The 255-nt window shown below is 56.1% G+C and carries 1 pseudogene; it reads right to left on the bottom strand.

From position 1 onward, the window contains the following. Window positions 1-255: pseudogene (locus SB765_RS31590) on the bottom strand (cytochrome C biogenesis protein CcdA); the annotation flags it as partial.

The following is a 255-nucleotide window of genomic DNA, read 5'->3' as shown; positions in this document are numbered from 1 at the left end:
GAATACATCGCCCAGAACCAGCCGGTCGCCGCCGCCAGTTTTTCGCGCGGTAAGACCTGCACCAGCATCATCATGAAAGAGTAGATAAACAGCGGATAAGCCAGCCCGCGAATGCCGTAGAACAGCACCATCAGCGGATAGTTGCGCAGGCCAAGCCCCAGCGACATAAACAGCGTATGCATCACGATCCATAACACAAAGCCAATCATCATCGCGCGCTGCGGTGTGATCAACTCGGCTACCACGCCAGATGCC

Source organism: Pseudomonas sp. SIMBA_067 (assembly GCF_046534675.1).
Lineage (GTDB): Bacteria > Pseudomonadota > Gammaproteobacteria > Pseudomonadales > Pseudomonadaceae > Aquipseudomonas > Aquipseudomonas putida.
Note: the sequence above shows the minus strand (reverse complement) of the source record. Positions and strands in the feature narration are given on the sequence as shown.